General features: G+C 58.3%; 16 protein-coding genes. 2 read left to right on the top strand and 14 right to left on the bottom strand.

What is annotated here, in order from left to right; translation table 11 throughout:
* Positions 1–116: 116 nt before the first annotated feature.
* From NE637_RS04685 to NE637_RS04620, 14 genes are all read right to left on the bottom strand, one after another.
* Positions 117–1448, bottom strand: a complete 1332-nt coding sequence (locus NE637_RS04685; RefSeq protein WP_192112729.1) for an HD domain-containing protein — start codon at positions 1446–1448, stop codon at positions 117–119.
* A gap of 214 nt (positions 1449–1662) precedes the next feature.
* Positions 1663–2832 carry a sulfate reduction electron transfer complex DsrMKJOP subunit DsrP gene (gene dsrP, locus NE637_RS04680; protein ID WP_192112730.1) on the bottom strand — a complete coding sequence of 390 codons (1170 nt, stop codon included), beginning with the start codon at positions 2830–2832 and terminating at the stop codon, positions 1663–1665.
* A gap of 12 nt (positions 2833–2844) precedes the next feature.
* Entirely contained in the window at positions 2845–3636 is a 792-nt protein-coding gene (gene dsrO, locus NE637_RS04675) for a sulfate reduction electron transfer complex DsrMKJOP subunit DsrO (RefSeq protein WP_022659759.1), read from the bottom strand.
* Positions 3636–4016: a sulfate reduction electron transfer complex DsrMKJOP subunit DsrJ gene (gene dsrJ / locus NE637_RS04670; RefSeq protein WP_192112731.1), complete on the bottom strand. Its 381-nt coding sequence runs from the start codon at positions 4014–4016 to the stop codon at positions 3636–3638. Before dsrJ ends, dsrO begins: the two co-directional genes overlap by 1 nt.
* Positions 4017–5660, bottom strand: a complete 1644-nt coding sequence (gene dsrK / locus NE637_RS04665) for a sulfate reduction electron transfer complex DsrMKJOP subunit DsrK (protein ID WP_192112732.1) — start codon at positions 5658–5660, stop codon at positions 4017–4019.
* Between the two features lie 12 nt (positions 5661–5672).
* Complete coding sequence (dsrM, locus tag NE637_RS04660; RefSeq protein WP_192112733.1) at positions 5673–6692, bottom strand: sulfate reduction electron transfer complex DsrMKJOP subunit DsrM; 1020 nt, start codon at positions 6690–6692, stop codon at positions 5673–5675.
* A 117-nt stretch (positions 6693–6809) separates the two neighbouring features.
* Positions 6810–7343, bottom strand: coding sequence for an RsbRD N-terminal domain-containing protein (locus NE637_RS04655; RefSeq protein ID WP_215648367.1), 534 nt, complete (start codon positions 7341–7343; stop codon positions 6810–6812).
* Positions 7344–7562: 219 nt separating this feature from the next.
* Positions 7563–8540 (bottom strand): hypothetical protein, encoded by a 978-nt coding sequence (locus NE637_RS04650; protein WP_192112734.1) that lies wholly within the window; start codon positions 8538–8540, stop codon positions 7563–7565.
* A 403-nt stretch (positions 8541–8943) separates the two neighbouring features.
* The gene (gene sat, locus NE637_RS04645) at positions 8944–10215 is read right to left on the bottom strand and encodes a sulfate adenylyltransferase (protein WP_192112735.1); all 1272 of its coding nucleotides are present in this window, start codon (positions 10213–10215) and stop codon (positions 8944–8946) included.
* A 493-nt stretch (positions 10216–10708) separates the two neighbouring features.
* Positions 10709–11266: a single-stranded DNA-binding protein gene (locus NE637_RS04640; protein WP_192112736.1), complete on the bottom strand. Its 558-nt coding sequence runs from the start codon at positions 11264–11266 to the stop codon at positions 10709–10711.
* A gap of 34 nt (positions 11267–11300) precedes the next feature.
* A complete protein-coding gene (locus NE637_RS04635; RefSeq protein WP_192112737.1) occupies positions 11301–11639 on the bottom strand; it encodes a hypothetical protein in 339 nt (112 codons plus the stop codon).
* Positions 11640–11743: 104 nt separating this feature from the next.
* The gene (locus NE637_RS04630) at positions 11744–12394 is read right to left on the bottom strand and encodes a biotin attachment protein (RefSeq protein ID WP_192112738.1); all 651 of its coding nucleotides are present in this window, start codon (positions 12392–12394) and stop codon (positions 11744–11746) included.
* Positions 12395–12535: 141 nt separating this feature from the next.
* A complete protein-coding gene (locus tag NE637_RS04625; RefSeq protein WP_192112739.1) occupies positions 12536–14791 on the bottom strand; it encodes an acetyl-CoA carboxylase carboxyl transferase subunit alpha/beta in 2256 nt (751 codons plus the stop codon).
* A 200-nt stretch (positions 14792–14991) separates the two neighbouring features.
* Complete coding sequence (locus tag NE637_RS04620) at positions 14992–16446, bottom strand: ATP-binding protein (RefSeq protein WP_022659771.1); 1455 nt, start codon at positions 16444–16446, stop codon at positions 14992–14994.
* A gap of 315 nt (positions 16447–16761) precedes the next feature.
* Here NE637_RS04620 and NE637_RS04615 point away from each other — a divergent pair, with 315 nt between their 5' ends.
* Both NE637_RS04615 and typA read left to right on the top strand, forming a co-directional pair.
* The gene (locus tag NE637_RS04615) at positions 16762–17673 is read left to right on the top strand and encodes a purine-nucleoside phosphorylase (protein ID WP_215648370.1); all 912 of its coding nucleotides are present in this window, start codon (positions 16762–16764) and stop codon (positions 17671–17673) included.
* A gap of 183 nt (positions 17674–17856) precedes the next feature.
* Complete coding sequence (typA, locus tag NE637_RS04610) at positions 17857–19686, top strand: translational GTPase TypA (RefSeq protein WP_227118068.1); 1830 nt, start codon at positions 17857–17859, stop codon at positions 19684–19686.
* Positions 19687–19745: the final 59 nt, after the last annotated feature.

Below are 19745 nucleotides of genomic sequence, written 5' to 3'. Positions count from 1 at the left end.
GGCGCAGATGGGCAAGAAATTTTCATGCCAGCAACATCGCGTTTATAGGCTGTGAACAAGCAAAAAAGGGCGTTCCCAAAGGAACGCCCATAGTGTCAGCATAGGCGGTTGGCCGGTTATCCCACTGATTTGCGCGCGTAATTACGCACAAAGGTCACAGCGGATTCAACATCCGTAACTTCGCCTGCAATCTGGGCCTGCAACAGCGCGTCACGAATAATGCCCACCAGCGGGCCTGGCGACAGCTTGGTTTCGCTCATGATCTCATTGCCGTTCAGCAGCGGTTCCAGCATCTGTTCCGGCGTTTCCGCGCGATCCAGATACTTCATATTGTGGTTGAACGAAGTGAGAATGCCGTCGCGGGCCTTGAGGTCGGCCCTGGCCATGGCGATAAGCCGGGGGTAGTCGTCCAGCGCCTTGAAACGGCGAATGCCCCTGTCGGTCATCATGAAGTGGAAGCGCATGTGGTGGCGCACCAGATGGCACAGCAGGTCGATATCTTCCTGTGCAAAGTGCAGGCGGCGCAGTATCTTGCGCGTCACCTTGGCGCCAACGCGGTGGTGCTGGTAGTACGTCCAGATGCCGTCGAAATATTCGCCGGTGTAGAGCTTGCCCACATCGTGGAACAGCATGGCCATGGTGCCAAGCCAGTCGTAGTGGAAATCTTCTTCAGGGTAGTGCTTCATGCACTCAAGCGTGTGTTCAAACACGTTTTCCGTGTCGCCTTCCTTGTTGCGCATCTGGGTGAGGCAGGAGAGGGAGGCCACTTCGGGGATAAGCCCCTGAAGGATATGCGAATCAAAGAGCAGGCGCACAAATCGGTACATGGATTCGGCGGCAACTTTGCGCCATTCGTCCATGATGTCCGTAGCCGGGACGTAATCAAGCACGCGGCTTGAGGCGCGCACAATGGCAAGCCATGTGTTGGGCTCGATGGGCAGGTCAAAATTGGCTGCAAAACGCAGGGCGCGTACCGCCAGCAGGTAATTGTGGCGCAGGGTTTCATCCGGAAGGCCCGCAAGCTGGATAGCGCCGCCCTTGACGTCTTCAAAACCGTCGTAGGCATCCTGCGTGGTTTCAGGGCTGCCAAAGCCTGTGATACGCAGCTTGAGCTGCTCCTCATGAGGCATCCTGTCCATCATGGTAGGCGTGATGCGCAGCAGGGAAAGTTCCGGGTGTCCGGCAGCAGCTACTTCCAGGGGATAAAAACAGAAAATAAAGCCGTTTTCTTCCAGCGTTGCCAGAGCGCGCTTGTCGTGCTGTGGCACTGCCTTGGGAAAAAGCTTGATAAGCGTATCGAGATCCGGCTCGCAGGCAATATCCACAGTGGGCTGCGTGGCGTTTTCCAGCAGGTGCTCCTGCAAGGGGGCGTTGATAACATGAGCGTCATAGCCGTTGCGCAACAGGGTTTTGCTTATGGTTATGGCGTCTTTGAGCGCTTGATGCATCCATGGCTCCTTGCGAATAAAATAACGGGGAATGGCTGATACTATGCCCGCGAGCATGGGTGCGAGTCAAGCTTGCGGTTGAAGAAATGCCGTCACGGTTACGCTGGATCATTGCTTGTGCTACTTGCGGCTATGCGGCGACAGGCCCCAGCCAGCAAGACAAAACGCCCCCGCGTCGGCGACGCGGGGGCGTTTGAGTACACGTACCTGACGGTTAGTCAGAGAAGTGGTTCACTTCTTTTTTCACGCCAAGCGCAATCCGCCAGAGCAGGGAGACTACCAGCGCGCCCACGGCGTACACGCCAAGGGCCACGGCAATTTCCTTACCAGTGGGCATGTAGGGAGTGATGGCTTCAAACATGTTGGGGGTGAAACCGCCAATCAGAAGGCCAAGACCCTTGTCGATCCACGAAGCAGCCACGAGCATGGCCAGAGCGATGGGCATGAGCGTGGGGTGCGTGCGGAGTTTGGGCGGAATAAGAATGGCAAGGCAACCGAAGGCCATGATAACCGCAGCCCACATCCAGTAGCTCACCCACAGCAGATGCCCGCCGTGACCGAAGAACAGCACGTGGATGGGCTCCATGTGGCCGGGAATATTGCTGTAGAAGGCCGTGAACAGTTCCAGCACAAAGAAGAACACGTTCACGCACATGGCGTACACGATGATGGTGGTCAGGGTCTTCACGGCTTCCTTGCCCACGTCAAAGCCGGTGAGGCGGCGCAGCAAGAGCATGAGCAGCATCAGGATGGCAGGACCGGAGCAGAAGGCGGAAGCCAGGAAGCGGCCAGCCATGATGGCGGTAAGCCAGTAGTGGCGGCCAGGAACGCCGGCGTACAGGAAGGCGGTCACCGTGTGGATGGAGAAGGCCCACAGAATCGAAAGATAGATGAGGGGCTTGATCCATTTCGGGGGATCGATTTCGTGACGCTCGGCTTCAAGGGTCACCCAACCGATGATGATGTTCAGGCCAAGGTAGCCAATGAGCACCAGCATGTCGTAAAACATGACGGAATTGGGCGTGGGGTGCAGCATAACGTTGAGCATGCGCTGGGGCTGCCCAAGGTCAACCACGATGAACAGGGCGCACATGACCACGGCCGCAACGGCCATGAATTCGCCAAAAATGATCATGCGCTTGAATTTTTTATAGTGGTGGAAGTACGTGGGCAACACCAGCATAACGGCTGAGGCGGCAACGCCGACGAAGTAGGTGAACTGCGAAATATACAGCCCCCACGAAACGTCGCGGCTCATGCCGGTCACAGACAGACCGTTCTGGAGCTGATCCAGATACACAATGCCGCAGCCTGCGATCACGCAGAGCAGGAAGAGCAGCCACAAGTAGTAGGTCTTGGGACCTTCGAGCAATTTTTCAACCATGGCCTGTCCTCCCTATATGAGGTAGTAAACGCCGGGCTGCGTGCCCAGGTTGGGCTTGCGGCGTATACTGTAGTTGGCGGACAAAGCCTGCCGCACCGTTGAATTGGGGTCTTCCAGGTCGCCGAAGAGAATCTTGCCGCCAGAAGCTTCAACGCAGGCGGGCAACTGGCCAACGGCCAGACGCTCGGCGCAGAAGGTGCATTTTTCCACCACGCCGATCATGCGCGTGGGGAAGGCCGGATTGGGCACGGGATCTGCCAGGAACTTGCGCGGATCCTTGAAGTTGAAGGAACGCGCGCCGTAGGGGCAGCCAGCCATGCAGAAGCGGCAGCCGATGCAGCGGTGGTAGTCCATGGCCACAATGCCGTCTTCCATCCTGTAGGTGGCCTGCGTGGGGCAAACGCGCACACAGGGCGGATTGGTGCAGTGGTTGCACAGCAGCGGATAGCTTGCTTCGGCCCGGCGTTTGTCCAAAAAGGCGTTCATTTCATCAGGGAAGGTGTGCTCGAATGAATCAAGCCAGAACCATTTGATGTTCTGATCGCCCGGAACGTGCGGGACGTTGTGGAATTTATGGCAGGCTTCGATAAGCGGTTCGTAGTCCTTGGGGCCGTTGAACTGGCGCGTATCGATAACCATGGCCCAGCGCTTGGCGTGCAGGGCGTTGGCACCTTTTTCATAGTGACCGGGGGCAATCTTGGCCTGAGCAACGCCGGACAAGGCGCCAAGGCCAGCCAACCCGCTGCTCAGGGCACAGGCAGAAAGCCCCGCCACTTTCAGAAAGCTTCTTCTGCTCTTGTTCATTACTTGCTCCCCTGGGGAATGATGTGGCAGGTCCAGCAATAGGGATCAACGCTGTTGGCCACGTGGCACTTTTCGCAGAATCCCTTGTAGTCAGTGTGGCACTTCATGCAGGTGTTCTGCAGGCTGATGGTCCACTTTTTACCGTTGGATGCCACATAGGTGCGGTTTTCGTTGCGCAGGGCTTCATCACGCCACTCGTTGAGCAGCTGCATGTGCTTGTCGCGCATGAAATCCACATTTTCCACACACTCTTTTTCATTCTTGGGCAGCGCAATGCCGGTGCTGGTATAGGACTTGCCCAGCATGCTTGCCCAGAACGGGGAGGTGAACAGGACCACAAAGATAATGATCCCAAGAATTACTGCTTTGGAGTTATACATCTATTGACCCTCCCCCTGCGCCTCGGGCGCGTCATCATCCTCTACCACGTTGGGCAGGTCTTCCTGGCGCATATCCATGGTGCGCTTGCACTCGCCCTTCATCACAAGGGCATTGCCCACCAGTTCGTGCAGGCCGCTTACATTGACGCCGGGCGCCCAGTAATTGGCCAGCGGGGGCAGGGTGGCGCGGTCGATGGCGCACACGCAGGCCATGTGGTTGACGCCGTGCTTTTCCTGCACATAGCGCAGGGCATTGCCGCGCGGCATGCCGGAACGCATGCGCAGTTCCATGATTTCTTCTGTGTTGAGGCCGGAACCCGCGCCGCAGCAGAAGGTCTGCTCGCGGATGGTGTTCTCGGGCATTTCCACAAAGTTGTTACACACGGCGTTGAGCACATAGCGGGGTTCATCAAGCAGGCCCATGCCGCGCGCAGGGTTGCACGAGTCATGGAAGGTGGTGATGATATGATCGTTACGGCTGGGGTCGAGGTTCAGCTTGTTGTGGTGGATCAGGTCAGCCGTGAACTCGGCAATGTGCACCATCTTGGTGGAAGCCGCGTTCTGGAACACCGTGCCGGTGTAAGGCGAAACAGGCGTCGTCATGTGCGAGGGCGACGGGCCGTTGTAGGTGTCCATGTACTGGTTGATCACGCGCCACATGTGGCCGCATTCGCCGCCCAGAATCCACTTGGAACCCAGACGCTCGGCTTCGGCGTACATTTTGGCGTTGAGCTTCTTTGCCATGTTGAACGTGGTAAAGGAGCCGAAGTTGCCGCCTTCCGAAGCGTAGGTCGAGAAGGTGTAGTCCAGATCCAGCTCGTGGAAGAGCATCAGATAGCCCATGAAGGTGTAGATGCCGGGGTCGGCAAATACGTCGCCGGAGGGCGTGATGAACAGGATTTCGTGGCCCTTTTCGTTGAAGGGCGTCTTGGGACGGATACCGGTGATGGTTTCGCAGTCATCGGCCAGCATTTCCACGATTTCCACAAAGGAGTGGGGCTTGATGCCAAGGTGGTTGCCGGTGAAGCTGCAGTTCTTGACCGGGTCCATGATCCAGTGGATGCCAAGGCCCACTTCATGCAGCAATTCGCGCACGATGGCGGTGATTTCCGCCGTGTCGATGCCGTAGGGGCAGAAGAGCGAGCAGCGGCGGCATTCGGTGCACTGGTAGGCGTAGTAGAAGAGTTCCTTCACTACTTCCTTGTCCCAGCCGCGAGCGCCAACTTTCTTGCCGAGGATCTTGCCCAGCATGGTGTGGTCGCGGCGGTAGAGCGAACGGAGCAGCTCGGCGCGCAGCACGGGCATGTTTTTGGGATCATTGGTGCCCAGGAAGAAGTGGCATTTGTCGGCGCAGGCGCCGCAACGCACACAGATATCCATGAACAGCTTGAGCGAACGGTGTTTTTCAAGGCGTTCTTCAAAAGCGTCGCAGAGAATCTGTTCCCAGTTTTCGGGCAGGTTCCAGTCTTCTGCCGCCGGATCCCATTCGTGGGGATTGGGCATGTGCAGAAGTTCCATGGTCTCTTGCTTGGCCGGGTAGCAGAAGCTGCCCGGTGTAAATTCGGGCTTGGTGTCAAGCCAGTCCTGGGCGGGAAAGGCCGGGCGGCTGGACACAAGCATTTGCGGCGTAGGTAATTTTGCCATCGTGGAAACTCCTTACTCGGCGGCCTTTTCGGGTTGCTTTTCCAGCGGCAGCCCGGCATCGGCCATGGCGTCGCGGTAGGTATCCTCGTACTCGGCGTAGGTGAAGTACTGCTTGGGCGGATTCCAGGGGTTGATGTGGCGCACGCGGCGGGAATTATTCGCCATGTTGCGCGTGGGGCTGAAGAACACGCCCGGCATGTGCATGAGCTTGGAGAAGGGGAAGTAAATCAGCAGTACGCAGACCAGAGTAAGGTGCGTGAAGAACAGGGCGTTGATGCCCACGGTGGACACAGGCGCAAAGTGGGTCAGGCCCATGACGAAAATCTTGACCTGGGCGATTTCGGTCTTGTCGAAATAGCGCAGGCAGATGCCGGTACCCACGATGCTGATGATCAGCCACAGGGGGAAGTAATCGTTGGCAAGCGAAAGGTAGCGCAGGCGTTCGTTGAACAGGCGGCGTCCCAGAAGGAACAGCAGCGCTACCAGCAACAGGCCGCCCGTCCAGAAGAAGCGGGGCGAGCCAAACTGCATGATGCCGTCAATGCTTTCCAGAAAGCGAATACAGGAAGGCACGGGTTCCATAAAGAAACGGAAGTGACGGATAAAAACCAGCAGGAAGCAGTAGTGGAACAGCAGGGCAAAAACCCACAGCCACTTGGAGGAATAATAGATGGTGCGCGGCCCGTTGCTGACGGGATCAAATTCCCTTACTTCCGCAACCGTGTTGCGGAACAGCGAACGGAAGCAGAACACTTCCAGAAACATGCGCTGCACAACACCCCAAGTTGTGCTGGGACAGTCGATTTTTGCCTGCTTGATGAAGTCAAGCGACTGCTCCTGCCCACCTGTGGTGGGGATGCAGAAGGGCACGGGCGATTTGGCCCAGTACACCATGCGCCAGACGACACCGGCGATGAACACGACTACTGCCACATAAGGCAGCGCCACGCCGAACAGGCCCGCAAGCCCTATGGCCGCTCCCGCCCAGGCGATGGCTCCTATGAGCAGCACCAGCAGTAATGAATTGAACATTCCCTACCTCACTTCCACTAAAGTTGCCTCAAAAGCCCACCACGGGATTTGAGAGATCTCTGGCCCGCATGCTGCAAAGCCCACGGTCAGGCCCTACGGCCTAATGAACGCGGAATGTCAGCGGTTGTCCCCAGAAGGAACAGCTCCGCTTTCCAGTTGTTGCGCCCAGCGCGCCAGTTGGGCGTGCTGGTTGCGTATTTCCGTAATGCGCGACTCAGCCAGAATTTCCCGGTCTTCCATATACATGTCGAAGGCCAGGAGCGTCAGGCTGTCGATGCGCGATTCGGTCTCAAGGTAGGCCGCCAGGTCGTCCTGGGCCATAAGTTCAGGCATGACGTGTTGCCGCAGAAGAGGCTTCATGAGGCTGAACACCGCCAGGCTCTGGCTGGGGGAGAATTTTTGCACTGCCCGCAGTTTGATAAAGCGGTCCATTGCCTTGCGGGTCTGGGCCACTTCCACGGATTCGCCGGTAACGGCATCGTACACGGCCCCTGCGGCTTCCTTGGTCATGTTTGCTACAGGATTGCCGAAGGGGTCGTCTTTTGTGCGAAGAAAACCTGTTGTTTCAAATGGATAGGTGTCGAATACGGAGTCTGTCCATAAACGCACCATCTCGCTCTTGTGTTTACGAAACACGTCGATTGCTTTCATTCTGTCCCCGTGCCCTTTTGTCTAAGGCTCTCTCATATAAATAGTAAGCGCAAAGGGCGTCAAGCCCCTTTGCGCTTTTAAAACGCAAGGTTTGTCATTTTTTGCACAAGGCCCCGGTGGGCGCTATAAGCCAGGGCCGTTTAAGGCTATGCCTGGGCAAGCTAAATCGACCCGCGCAGTTCCTGAGCCGGAGGCAAAAAGAACTGGAGCCAACTTTGCCTAGGGGCAGGGCGTTGTGCCAGAACACTGACCAGCCACTTGCGGGTCAAGCGGCAAATCTGCACTGCCTGCTGCCGGGGGGGGAGTAGGAACTTGCGGCAAAGAAGCCTGGCTTGCCTGCTGCTTGGTATTCTTTTTCAGCATGGCGGGCAAGCCGTGGTATTCAAAAAAGGGAACAGTCTGCGAACCGGCCATGAACACATGGGCCTTGTTGCGCAACATGCGCAGGCGCAGCAACAGCATATCTGGCGCGGTGGCGGCCATGCCCGTTGGCGCGGCAATGTCTTTTGCCTTGGTCAGGGCTTCAGAAAGGCTTGCGCCGTTATCCATGAGGCGCAGCATGCGCGCAACTGTATGAATGTCGGCTTCATTTTCTGCCAGAGGGTAGAAGGCCACATCCACATGGCCGGAGAGAAGGGCGATGCCTTCCTGACAACTGGGGCAGGAGGGAGAAAAGAACATGCGCACGCTGGCTTCGTTGCTGTTGTCCGTGATGGCCCACACGTCCGCCTGGGTGCGCAGGGCGGTACCGGCGTTGACGATAACCAGCAGACCCCAGAGAACCAGCAGAAGCGAACGGCCCGGCTTGTCCGCCGGAAGGCCGGAGCGGCTGCGCTGCGCCGCCTGCCGAAAGCCAGCGTAGATCATGGCAAAAAAGCAGGCCACAATAAGGCAGCTCACGCAAGGGGCCGTGACCGCCATGAGCAGCAGGAGGCAGATATCGCCCAGAAGGGCCAGACCCGCCAGAATCAGGCCCAATTGGGCCGCACCCATCAAGGCTGCTGCGGCAAGCAGCGTAAACATGACCCCGCCAGCCCACCAAAGCGATATGCCCGCAATGGACGTATCCTGAAACAGGGCGCAGCCCGAAGTTACGCACAGGTTCACTTCGTTGCCAAAGGCGCTCCAGATGCAGAAGGCCGCAGCCAGAACGGCCATGCTCAGAATGCCGGGAAATATTTGATGGGTTCGGTTCATAGGTACCTGTGGATGTAATAGCTTTTCGGCTGGTGCAGCAATTGCGCGACAGGCCCGGTACTGACCATCATTAGGCCCGCCGAAACATCGGGCTGTAGCCGCGATCTCATGCAACTCGTTTCAGGTTATAGGCTGTTTTTGCTTTTTCGTAAAGCGCGGCACCATCTCTGTTACGTGGTGGTGTGCGGCAACTCGGCGCAGTGCAAAACTATATTACAGGGGATGTGGCAGAAGTATGGCGTACACCGTTATTCCAGTCCGCATGCGGCAAGGGCTGGCAACGTGCCCAATTAAACAGGTCTGACCGCATTGGGGCATAACTGCTGGGGCGTATTGGGGATGCAGCGAAAACAAAAGGACGCCCTTTCGGGCGTCCTCTCGCGTTGTGTTGCTGCGGTCAAGCTTACATGGTGGAGCCGGAGGCCGCACGCTGCATCTTGATTTCAACTTTTTCGGTCAGGCTGGCATAGTATTCGCGCAGGATGACGAGCACTTCAGCGCGGCCAAAGTGATCCGGCACTTCCGCGCCTTCGGAAAGCATCTTGCGCAGCTTGGTGCCGGACAGGATGACGCGATCTTCCTTGGTGTGGGGGCAGGTGCGCATGCTGGCCATGCCGTCGCACTTTTTGCAGTAGAAGGTCCAGTCAATGTTCAGCGGTTCGCAGAGCAGACGCTTGCCGGTTTCGGCGGGCACAGGGATCTTGCGGAAGATTTCCTGGGCTTCAAACATGCCGTAGAAGTCGCCCACGCCAGCGTGGTCGCGGCCAACCAGCAGGTTGTTGATGCCGTAGTTCTGGCGGAAGGTGGCGTGCAGCAGGGCTTCGCGGGGACCGGCATAACGCATGTCCAGGGGGTAGCCAGCCTGAATGACAAAGTCTTTCACGAAGTACTTGTCAACCAGGGTGTCGATGCACTTCACGCGCACTTCGGCGGGGATGTCGCCGGGCTTCAGGGAGCCCACGAGGGAGTGGATAACCACGCCGTCGCAAACTTCCACGCCGATCTTGGCCAGGTATTCATGCGAGCGGTGCATGGGGTTGCGCAGCTGAAGAGCGGCAACCTTCTGCCAGCCGCGTTCGTCCATCTTGGCGCGCAGCTGAGCAGGGGTCATGTACACGCCGGGGAACTTTTCGGGGAATTCGCCCTGCGAAAGAACCTTAACGGTACCGGCAACGTTGAATTCGTTCTGAGCCAGAACCATCTTCACGCCGGGGTGGTCGTTGGGGGCCACTTCCCAGAACTTTTCGGAGTCAGGGCCAGTGCCCTTGAACACCAGTTCGCATTCCCACTTCTTGTCGGCTTCGGTCATTTCATAGACTTCTTCGACCTTCATGGTAGCCATGATTTCGCCTTTGCGAACCAGGGCCACTTCTTCGCCGACCTTGAGGGCCTTGGCGTCAGCAGCGGGAACATCAAGGGTAACGGGCACGGGCCAGAAGGTGCCGTCAGAAAGGGTCATCTTTTCGCAGACGCTCTTCCAGTTGGCCTTGTTCATGAAGCCGTTCAGAGGCGAGAAACCGCCAATGCCCATCATGATCAGGTCGCCCTTGGCGCGGGAAGAAATCTCGATCTGCTTCAGGCCTGCGGCTTTTTTCTTCTCGTCATCCAAGGCCTTACCTTCCAGAAGGCAACAGACCAGACCCTTACCGCCATGAGGAGCTACCAGCTTGGACATTGCGAAATCCTCCGTGTTTTAGTTATGTGGGCATCCTTCCGTGGCCGCGTCGCCATGCGGAAGGGCAGCGTTCAGTTCGCATCTTGTGAATAATCTAACAAAAAGTCAACTACCTCTTAAAACTTTTCCTGACTACTCGCCAAAAAAACCACAGCCACTGCGGGTAATACGGAAAATTCACTGATACCTATACGCTGAATCGCGCAAAAAGAGAAGGGGGATTCACAATAAAAATGTGCCTGAACCCGAAAAAACATGTGAAAGTGCGCTTTTTTTCGCAAAGTCTTTTGCTAGGCTATGTTGCGCGAACTGGCGTGATTGCTTGCGGGCAGCGAAATACGGCGAAAGACTGTTTGCCTGGATAGAAATTTGCTGACTGGGGGAAATTTTTCTCAACCTCGATGCCGAGACCTGTGGCAAACCTGAATCAACAAAAAAGGCGTGGATGCAGCATCCACGCCTTGCGGTTATTACTCGGAGAGGGAATCAGCCCCTAGAACGGCACATCGTCCATGTTGGAGGCTTCGGAAGGAAAGGCCGGGCCGAGATCGTCGTCCATGGGCTGAGGCTTGCGGCTGCCACCCTGGGGGGCATTACCGCCGCGTCCGCCCTGCGCACCCTGGCCGCCGCGAGGGGCATTGCCGCGCGGAGCCGCAGAGGCAGCGGGCGCGCCGTAGTCGTCTTCAAAGCCACGGCCACCGCCGCCTTCGCGGGGGGCATCGCCGCCCTTGCGGTCAAGAAACTGCACGCGCTGGGCCTTGATTTCTGTGGTATAGCGATCCTGGCCCTGCTGATCCTGCCATTTGCGGGTTTGCAGGCTGCCTTCCACGTAGATCAGGCTGCCCTTGGCAAGAAAGTTGGCGCAGTTTTCCGCCTGACGCTGAAAAACAGAAACGCGGTGCCATTCAGTGCGATCCACCTTGTTGCCGTCACGGTCGGTGTAGGATTCATCGGTGGCGACATTCAGGGTGGCAACGGGCGAACCACTCTGGGTGTACCGCAGCTCGGGGTCGCGGCCCAGACGGCCAATAATCATTACTTTATTCAGCATGGTGATGCTCCAAGGTGGTATTCGAGTTTCAGACTCAGGCTACAAACGCCTTTTCGAGCTGATCCAGCACGTCTTCAATGGCGTCGCTCAATTTGTTGGCTTCGCGCGGCTGCCATTCGGCAAGGGCCGCTTCCAGTTCGGCCTTGAGCCTTGCGGCTTCAAGAATGCCGGGGCCAAGGGCCTTGCGGCGGGCTGGCGACCAGGGCAAAAACTGCAATCCTTCATCCAGCGCGCGCACCATTTCAAGCACTCCGTGCTTTTCGTGCTTGATGGGAACGCTGAAAGCCAGCTCTGTAAGTTTGGGCCAGAGTTTTTCCAGCAGGTCTTCGTTCCAGGTGACGGCGCTCACGCGGATTTGCAGTGCATTGCCCATAGGTGCTCCTTGGCGGCGGGCCGCCCATATGCGAGTTTGCCGCGCCCAGGCTCGCTGCTTGCGGCAGCGTGCGCAGGGCCAACGGCCTGTGCTGGCAGGAGAGCCTAGTCTTTTTCAGTCCATTCGGTCTGCACACGCATGATGACTTCCTGAATGGCGGGAAGCTGATCCTGCGGGCATACGCCAATGAGGGGCGCTCCGGCGTCGATGTTCTCGTTATAGGTGAAGTAGACGGCATAGATAACGCCCGCAGGCCCCGTATAGACCAGCGGCACCTCGCGCTTCATGCGCGACATGATGAGCAGTTCCATGCCTTCGCGCACGGCCACCGACTGTGAATCAGCCGCGCGGATTTTTTTGTCCACCTCTGGTGTGAAGTAGTACTTGGCCCGCTCGGGCGCAACAAAAAGATGCAGGGCTTTTTTGAGCAGGATGCGTTCCACCTCTGCGCGGGTGAGCATGTGGCGCACCACGGCAAGGGGGGTACCTGCCTCCACAAATGCGCCTTCAAGCTCTGTGTGCAGAAGGCTGATCTCGCCTTTTTCGTTGGCGCAGATGGATTTGGGATTGCGTTCGCGCTCAAGCGTGGCAATGAGCGTTCCGGGCTTTTCCTTCCACTGGCCCTGCGGGCCTACCACTTTGTCGCCCTGTTTTATGCCAGCAAAGGTCACCTTGCCCGTGTGGGGCGTGCTGATGACTATTTCGCGGTAGGGCGAAGCCTTTATTTCGTCCAGCAGTGCAGATATGTTTATCATGCTTGGGTCCGTTAACGTTATATATTGGCGACGCTCCGGCTGGTGGGGCTGCTGCCCCCAAACCTCCGGCGCATGGCGACCGGACTGTTCCCGGCCGCCGCGTCACTCGGAATACTTGTTGTTTTTCTACGCAGTGGGGCGCTATCTGTAATACAGGTTTCTGCCGCCAATGGTCAGCAGGGCCTGCTTGAGGTTGGCGCGCACTTCCCTTCTGTCCCATATGCCCTGAATGTGCCCGCGCGAAAGGGCGCGGTACGAGCGGTGATACTTGGGCGGGATGTCCATGCCCGTGGTTTCCTTGATAACGCCCGGCCCGGCAAAGCCGATGTTGGACGAGCGCACCGCGAACTGGTAGGGCGAGCAGCCGAGGAAGCTGGCCACAGGCCCGGCAAAGGAATTGGTGTCGTACAGCACCATGTACAGGCCGCCGGATTCGATGTAGCGGCGCACAGCAACCGTGCAGCGGGGCATCTGGATAACGCCGTGCGTGCCTTCCTGAATGCGGATGCCCGCCGTGCCGTGCACATAGGCCAGGAAGGGATAACGCTTCTTGGCGGCGCGCTGGGCGGCTTCCACAAACTTGTAGCCTTCCGCCGCGCCCACGGAGCCGCCCCGGAAGGTGCCCATGAGCATGGCCACGACCATCTTGGTATTGTCTATGCGCGCTTCAAAGGTCATGCAGCCGCTCTTGGCTCCGGTTTTCTTCTGCGCGTCAAGAATGCGGTCGCCGAAGTTGGGGAAATCAAGGGGGTTGCCCGCCTCAATCTCGCTATTGAATTCAAAGACCGAGCCGAGGTCAAAGACGTTCTTCACATACCATTCCGGCTCCATGGGAAAGTGGTAGCCGCAGTGGCTGCACACGCCCGCGAATTCGGCAAAGAGGTCAGGCCCCCACAGGTCAAGGCAGCCATAGGCGGCGCTGTTGGGGCAGGTGATGGCCCGGTCTGTCTTGTAGCGCGGTGAAATGTAGTTCCACCGGCTGCGGCGGCCGTCGTCCGACCACGTGGACAGGGCGGTCAGTTCCTTGACCTTGCTGCTTTCGGCCTTGGCGCTGGGCAGCTTGCGGGTGAGCTTGTGCCAGGGGGCCAGCAGGCGGCTCTTGAACACTTCCCACTCGTTGTCGATTTCTTCCATAAAGGTGCGGATACGCATCTGGTGCTTGCGGTAGAAATCGTACTTGAAGCTGACCCACGGCTTGGTGAGCCAGTCCCAGGTGGCAACGGCCATCTTGGTAAAGAAAGGACGCCTGTCGCGCGCTGCCTGACGCGAAAGCCGCAGGAACTTTTGCTGGCGGCGTTCGCGCAGCCTGTCCTTGGCGGCAGAGGTCAGCCCCCAGCGGGTGTACATTTCGTCCAGGTTGGCATCGGGCTTGCGCACGCGGGCCAGGGCCAGGCCTTTGAGGCCGGGTACGGTGCGCGTGGAGATCACAACCTCATCGGTGGCGCGCAGCACTTCCTGTCGCAGATTGCGGAAAAAGTCGAAGTGCCAGGGGCGTGCGCCCAGAGGCGGCTCCTGCACCACGCGGTCGATGTAGCCGAACTTGAGGTTGTCCTGCGCTGTCATCTTGAGGTTATTGGCGCAGCTTTCAATCAGCTCGGTCGTGGCGCGCTGGCCAGCCTTGATGCGGCCTTCAATGGCGGCGGCGCCTTCGGGCGAAATAACCGAATAGTAGCCGTGCGAGAGCATCAGGCGTTTGTCGGCAAGGCCGATGGCTTCCGCACCGCCGGAACCGCCCTCGGAAATAACGGCGATAACGGGCACGCGCAGGCCGGCCATGCTGTAAATGTTGCGGGCGATCTGCTGCGCCGCGCCGGGGTAATCCTCAATGGGATACGAGCCAGGCGTGAATATGTAGGTGTGAACAGGTATCCCTTCGGTCTCGGCCACGCGCATGTACTGCTGCGCCTTGGCGTTGCCCCAGGGCTTGACCGAGCCGCCGTTGCGGAATTCCGCGCCGTGGCCCTTTTCCTGCCCGATAACCATGACGGACTGGGTGTATACCTTTTTGCCGCGGCGGCGGGTAATGACCGCACGGGCAATGAGCATGCTGGGGTCGAGGCTGTGCTCGTCCTGGCCGCCCACTTCGGTGAAGTTGTCGTAGACGTTTTCAAGTATGTCGCGCAGGCAGATACGCTGGGAGTGGCGTACAATGCGCACCTTGTCCATGGGCGTGATGCTGCCCTCAAGGCGGCGTTCCACATAGTTGAAAAGGTCTTCTACCGTGGCAAGTTCGGCATAGGGGTCTTCCACATTGCCGGAGCGGACGCGCGCAGTAAAGGCGGTCAGCTTTTCTTCAAGCAGGTCGGCGTTGTCCTTGTGCTTGCCGGCGAATATGTCCACCAGATAGGTAAGTCTGTCGCGCAGACTCTGGATGCGTTTTTCGATGTTGTTGTCCATAGTATATTGGGGCCAGCTAGACTGGTTTTTTTAGGTAGGCGAAATCCCCGGAATTCCGGGCGGCCAATGGCTTGTCTGCCAGCATGCGTCCATACTGGGGGCATAAAGTTATCGCCCCGGCCAGAGCACTGGAGCTTCCGCTGTCTGCGGAAACCTGCGCCTGATGTGTGGACGGTGCCGTGCTCATGGGCTGGTCCCCGTCAGAAGCGCAAAATGCGCTCTGTGTTGGCCGCAAGGAAGTTGACGTTGGACTTCAGCTCCTCGCCCGAGGCATTGTGTCCCTCCAGCCGCAGATCCCCAAGAAATTCAAGGCCGCGGGCCTTGGCTTCCTCAAGGTCTTTGCCCCAGATGATGGCAAGGGCCAGGTTGGGGTCAAACTCTGTGGGAATTTCGTAAGGCTCGGTTGTCGGAACATGGGTAAGCATGGTCAGCCAGGGCTGGTCTTTCCACGCAAATTTTTCAATGCGACCCACCCAGGGGGTGAAGTTGCTGTCCGGATCTTCGGCGATCAGGCGGTATTCAATGCCCAGACCTTCAAAGGTGATGTCCGACTGCCCGTAGCCCAAAGGCTCGCCAAGGCCAATGCGGATCTGCTCGGCAATGAGGTCCACATCGCCCTTGCCGTTCACCTTTGAAATACGTGCCGAAACGCCATTTTCCACCTGAATGCGCGTGTTCACTTCCATCAGGAAGGGTTCGCCCTTGCGGGTCACAATCCATTCCCAGGTTCCCACGTTGTCGTAGCCCACCTTGCGGGCCATAGTGAGGGAGTAGTCAACAATATCGCGCAGCACCTTGCCCGCATCGAAGGTGTATTTGAGTTCTTCGGGCGCAAAGCCCGGTGCGACCTCAATGCGCTTCTGGCGGCCAGTGGACTGGATGGAGCAGTTGCGGGTGCCAAAGTGTACGGGGTTATGCCCCGAACGGTCAGAAACAACCTGTACTTCAAGATGGTTGAAGTCTGTAATGCGCTGCTCGATGAGCACGCCTTCATCCTTGAACTGGCGCAGGGCGTAGCTGCGGATGCGGCGGTAGACCGAGCGGAACTGATCCGGGTCGTACACTTCCTCAATGCCCATGCCGCCGCCGCCAGCGGAAGCCTTGACCAGCACCAGCGGGCGCGTGATGCCCTGCTGATCCTGAAATTCGAACACGCTCTTGGCGATGCGTTCGGCTTCCATCTCGTCATAGATGGGGCGGTCTGAACCGGGAACGGTGGGTACGCCCAGGCTGCGCGCCAGTCGTTTGGTGTTGATTTTGTCGCCCAGCTCGCGAATGATTTTCCACGAGGGGCCGATGAAGATAAGTTTCCGGTCGCGTTTGGTTACGCGGCGTGCAAAACGAAAATCCTCGGCAAAAAAACCGTAGCCGGGGTGAACTGCTGTGCAGCCCGCCTCATCAGCCACGGCCATAAGTTCGTTGGCGTCATGGTAAGACGACACGCGGTACAGGCTTTTTTCTCCGCCTTGTTCGCGCGCCAGGCGCACATGGCCCGATGCCGCGTCCTCAGCCGTGAAGATGGCGGTAAAGGCCACTCCAAGCTTGCGGCAGGCGCGCATGATGCGCATGGCTATCTCGCCACGGTTGGCCACCAGAATTTTGTGCTTTTGCAGGGGAATGCTGTCCTGAGCTTTGTCCAAGCCTGTCTCCCTCATTGAATTGCGCTTTTTTGTGTTGGTTTATGCCCGGCAAGACCGCGATTGCCCAAGAGGCGGAGCGAGCGCGTGCCGGAGTTTGGATTTGCATCGCGGGGTGTTACGGTTCTGTTTCGTTGCCCGCTCCCCCCTTGTGGGGTGTCGATTGGCGAGCTATACAGACTGTGCATCCGCACCTCTTACCCGCTTTTGGCGCGAAAATCCACTCGCGCAGGGGCTGTCCGGCACAAAAAGCCGCGCAGCGGCAAAGGAACGCGCGGCGCGGATTGCGGCCTGACAGCAGACCACTGAGCGTATTTTTCAGGAGGGGATTCTATGCAAAATTTTCAGGATGTCCAGCGCGCCGCAACGGCACTGCGTGACGCCATTCAGGCCGCGCAAGGGCCTCTGGCCTTGCCCTTGGGAGCGCGCAGGCTTGATCCCAAGGCCGCGCCCGATGCGGATGCACCTGTGGGCATTGTGCTGGGTACGGGGCTTTCTGCCCTGGCAGAAAAGCTGCAAGACCGCGTTGTTGTTCCCTATACCGACTTGCCGGGTTTTCCTGCCTCCAGCGTGGAAGGGCATGCGGGCGCATTTGTATGGGGGCGGTTTGCCGGCGCATGCGGCGAGGACGACTCCATCGGGCGCTATGCGCTTATCCAGCAGGGGCGCTGTCATCTCTATGAAGGGCGTACCCCGGCAGAAGTCTGTATGGGGGTGCGGGTTATGGCGCTGATGGGCGTAAAAACGCTTGTCATTACCAATGCAGCGGGCGGCCTGAACCCGCAGTTCGATGCTGGCGGCATCATGTGCATGAGCGACATAATCAACCATACCGGGCATTCGCCCCTTACCGGAATCAACGCTGAGGAGTGGGGGCCGCGCTTCCCCGACATGTGCGCGCCTCTGGACGCGGATTTGCGGGCGATGGCCATGGAAACCGCAGCAAAAATGGGCCTGCGGCTTGAGCGCGGCGTATACATTGGCGTGCATGGGCCGGAAATGGAAACGCCCGCAGAAACACGCATGTATCGACAGTGGGGAGCAGATGCCGTGGGCATGAGCACTGTACTTGAGATCATTGCGGCACGTCATATGGGCATGCGTGTACTTGGCCTTTCATGTTTGACCAATAAAAATTTACCTGACTGCATGACCCCGGCCCCCTTGGAAGAAATCCTCGCAGTGGCCGCTGTGGCGGGCAAAAATCTGGGTCGGCTCATCCGCGCTATGGTGACAAAACTCTGAAAAGTGCGTAAAAGCGCGGCCCGGACATCATTAAAGAACAAACAATACCGACTGCCGGTTTTTCCCCCTGCCTGCGTCGGCCGCACCCGGCGCTGAACTGGCGCAGCTTCGCTGCCAGTCGGAATCTCTCCCCGGCGGGGAACAAAACCGCACTACCCAGTGTTTTTTTAAGGGCACAAAGCCATGCAGCACAATGAATCCCTTCGTAACGTCGCCATTATCGCCCACGTTGACCACGGCAAGACCACCCTCGTGGACGGTCTGTTCAAGCAGGGCGGCGTGTTCCGCGCCGACCAGCAGGTTGACGACCGCGTGATGGACAAAATGGATCTGGAACGCGAACGCGGCATCACCATTGCCGCCAAGAACTGCGCCGTCAACTGGAAAGGGGTCAAGATCAATATCATTGACACCCCTGGCCACGCCGACTTTGGCGGCGAAGTGGAGCGCTCGCTCTCCATGGCTACCGGCGCGATCCTGCTGGTGGACTCTTCTGAAGGGCCGCTGCCGCAAACGCGTTTTGTGTTGCGCAAAACCCTTGAGGCCGGTCTGCCCGTGGTTGTGGTCATCAACAAGATTGACCGCAAGGACGCCCGCCCCCAGGAAGTGCTCAACGAAATTTACGACCTGTTCATCGACCTGGACGCCAACGAGCACCAGCTTGAATTCCCCGTGCTGTACGCCATTGGGCGCGCTGGCGTGGCCATGAACAATATTGATGACGAGCAGAAGGACCTTTCGCCTCTGTTTGATGCCATCGTCAAATACATTCCCGGTCCCGGCTATGATCCCGATCAGCCCTTCCAGATGCTGGTGGCCGACCTCGACTATTCCGACTATCTGGGGCGTCTGGCCGTGGGCCGCATCATGCACGGCACGGTTTACGCCAAGGAATCCCTGGCCTGCATTGGCGAGGATGGTCAGCCCAAGCCCCTGCGCGCCACCAAACTTCAGGTGTATGACGGATTGCAGGTGGTGGAAGTGGAAAAGGCCCTGCCCGGTGATATCGTGGTTCTGGCAGGTATTGAAGATGTGACCATCGGCGATACCATCTGCACCCGCGACAACCCCCGCGCCATGCCCCGTATCCGCGTGGACGAACCCACCGTGGCCATGCGCTTTGGCATCAACAGCTCTCCCCTTGCCGGGCGCGAGGGCAAGATTGTGCAGAGCCGCGCCATCTATGACCGCCTGGTCAAGGAAACCCTGCGTAACGTGGCCGTGCGCGTGGAAAACACCGCTGACCGTGACGCCTTCCTGGTCAAGGGCCGTGGCGAATTTCAGATGGCTATTCTTATCGAAACCATGCGCCGCGAAGGTTTTGAACTTTCCGTTGGCCGCCCCGAAGTTATTCTGCGCAAGGACGAAAACGGCAAGGTTATCGAACCCATCGAACGCCTGTACGTGGACTGCGACGAAGTGTTCATGGGCGTGGTGACGGACAAGCTGGCCCAGCGCAAGGGTCGTATGCTCAACTGCGTCAACAACGGCACGGGCCGTGTGCGCCTTGAATTCAGCGTGCCCTCGCGCGGCCTTATCGGCTACCGCGACGAGTTCCTTACCGATACCAAGGGTACCGGCATCATGAACTCCTATGTGGAAGGCTACGAAGAATGGCGCGGCGACTTCCCCACACGTTACACGGGTTCCATCGTTGCCGACCGCGCTGGCGCAGGCGTGGCCTACGCCCTCTTTAACCTTGAGCCGCGCGGCGTTCTGTTTGTGGAACCCGGCGACCCGGTGTACGAGGGCATGATCGTGGGCGAACACAACCGCGATAACGACATCGACGTTAACCCCACCAAGGAAAAGAAGCTCACCAACCTGCGCGCTTCGGGCAAGGACGAAAACGTCACCCTCACCCCGGTGAAAAAAATGACCCTTGAACACGCCCTGCACTTTGTGCGCGAAGATGAACTGGTGGAAGTCACGCCTCTTTCCATCCGTTTGCGCAAGGCCGAACTTTCGGCCATGAAGCGCTACCAGACCGCAGGCAAGCGCAAGAACAGCTAAAGCATCAACACCGCGAGCGGCAGTATCCTTGCCGTTCTTCAGATAGTTCACCCCCGCAG

The organism is Desulfovibrio desulfuricans, assembly GCF_024460775.1.
GTDB lineage: Bacteria > Desulfobacterota > Desulfovibrionia > Desulfovibrionales > Desulfovibrionaceae > Desulfovibrio > Desulfovibrio desulfuricans_E.
The sequence above is the reverse complement of the archived record's forward strand: the minus strand, read 5'-3'. Positions and strand labels throughout refer to the sequence as shown.